Here is a 1533-nt window from a genome sequence, read left to right as displayed (position 1 = left end):
GGCCGCGTCGAGGCGGTGGCGTGCCTGCGCGAAGCCGCCCGCGAGTACATGCGCGCCGGCGCCCCGGAAGCGGCCCGGCGGCTGCTGACGCGGGCGCTCCAGGAGCCGCCGCTGCCGGAGCAGCGCGCCGAGCTGCTGCACGAACTCGCCTCCTCCACCTTCCTCATCAAGCCCACGGCCACGGTCGCGCACCTCCGTGAGGCGCTGGCGGAGCCCGGCATCGACCCGGAGCTGCGGGCGTCCATCGTGTACCGGCTCACGCAGGCGCTGGCGCACATCGACGAGGTGGCCGAGGCCGCGGCCGTCGCCGCCGACGAGGCGCGGCGCGCCCCGCACCCCCGGATCAGGCTGCGGATGCAGGCCGACCACTTCGTGTGGAGCTCGTACCGCACCGACGAGCCGGACCCCGCCGCCCGCTCGCGCAGGCTCGCCAGGCTGGCCGCGCAGGTGACCGGCCGCGGCCTGGAGGAGCGGTACATCCTGGGCCTGCGGGCCTGGGAGGCGGTGGTGTGCGGCGAGCCGCGGCAGACGGCCCTGGAGTACGCCGAGCGGGCCCTGCGGGGCGGGCTGAGCTGGACCGACGAGAACCGGGGCTTCGAGGTGCCGGTGGCGGTGGCGATGGTGTTCCTGTACGCCGACCGGCCGCGGCGGGCCGAGGAACTGTTCGGCAAGGGCATGGCGGAGTGCGAGGCGAAGGGCTGGCGCGGTTCCCACCTCGCCCTGGGCCAGACCCTCTCCGGGTACATCCGCTACCGCCGGGGCTCCCTGGCCGAGGCGGAGAACCTGGTCCGGGAGGGGCTGCGCATCGCCGACCGGGTGGAGGGGGCGGTGCCCGCCCAGTGGTTCGCCGTCGGCATCCTCATCCAGACGCTCCTGGCCCGCGGGCGTACGGCGGAGGCACGCCGGATCGCCGACCACCACCACTACGGCGCACTGGTCCCGAACGCCGTCATCTACCCCGACCCGCGCACGGTGTACGCCGAGCTGCTGCTGGCGGAGGGCCGCGCGGACGAGGCCGCCGCGCTGCTCCGTGACGTCGGGGACTGGCTGGACGGGCGGGAGTGGCGCAATCCCGCCTGGTGCGCCTGGCAGTCGGGGCTGGCGTCCGCGCTCGTCCGCAGCGCACCCGACCGGGCGGTCCGGCACGCGCAGGACGCGGTCAAGCGGGCCCGGGACTTCGGGGCGGCCTCGGCGATCGGGCAGGCGCTGCACACGCTGGCCGAGGTGACCGGCGGCCAGGCCTCGCTCGACCTGCACGCGGAGGCCGTCGGCCACCTGGAACAGTCGCCCGCGGCCTACGAGCTGGCCCGCGCCCTGGTCGGCCACGGGGCGGCGCTGTCCCGCACCGGGCAGTTGCAGGAGGCCGCCGACCACCTCTACCGCGGGCTGGAGGGCGCCGTGCACTGCGGCGCGGAGGCACTGGCGGCACGGGCCAGGGACGAGCTCGCCGCGGCCGGACTGCGGCCGCTGCCCCTGCGTTACGCCCAGACGGACACGCTCACCGCGCCCGAACGGGAGGCCGCCGAGCTGACG

1 pseudogene is annotated in these 1533 nt (G+C 76.6%); it reads left to right on the top strand.

Going from position 1 to position 1533, the window contains the following annotated elements:
• Window positions 1-1533: pseudogene (locus tag B7767_RS33765) on the top strand (ATP-binding protein); the annotation flags it as partial.

This window comes from Streptomyces sp. 13-12-16 (assembly GCF_002114215.1).
In the GTDB taxonomy this organism is placed as follows: domain Bacteria; phylum Actinomycetota; class Actinomycetes; order Streptomycetales; family Streptomycetaceae; genus Streptomyces.
This window is presented reverse-complemented; position numbering and strand designations above follow the sequence as displayed.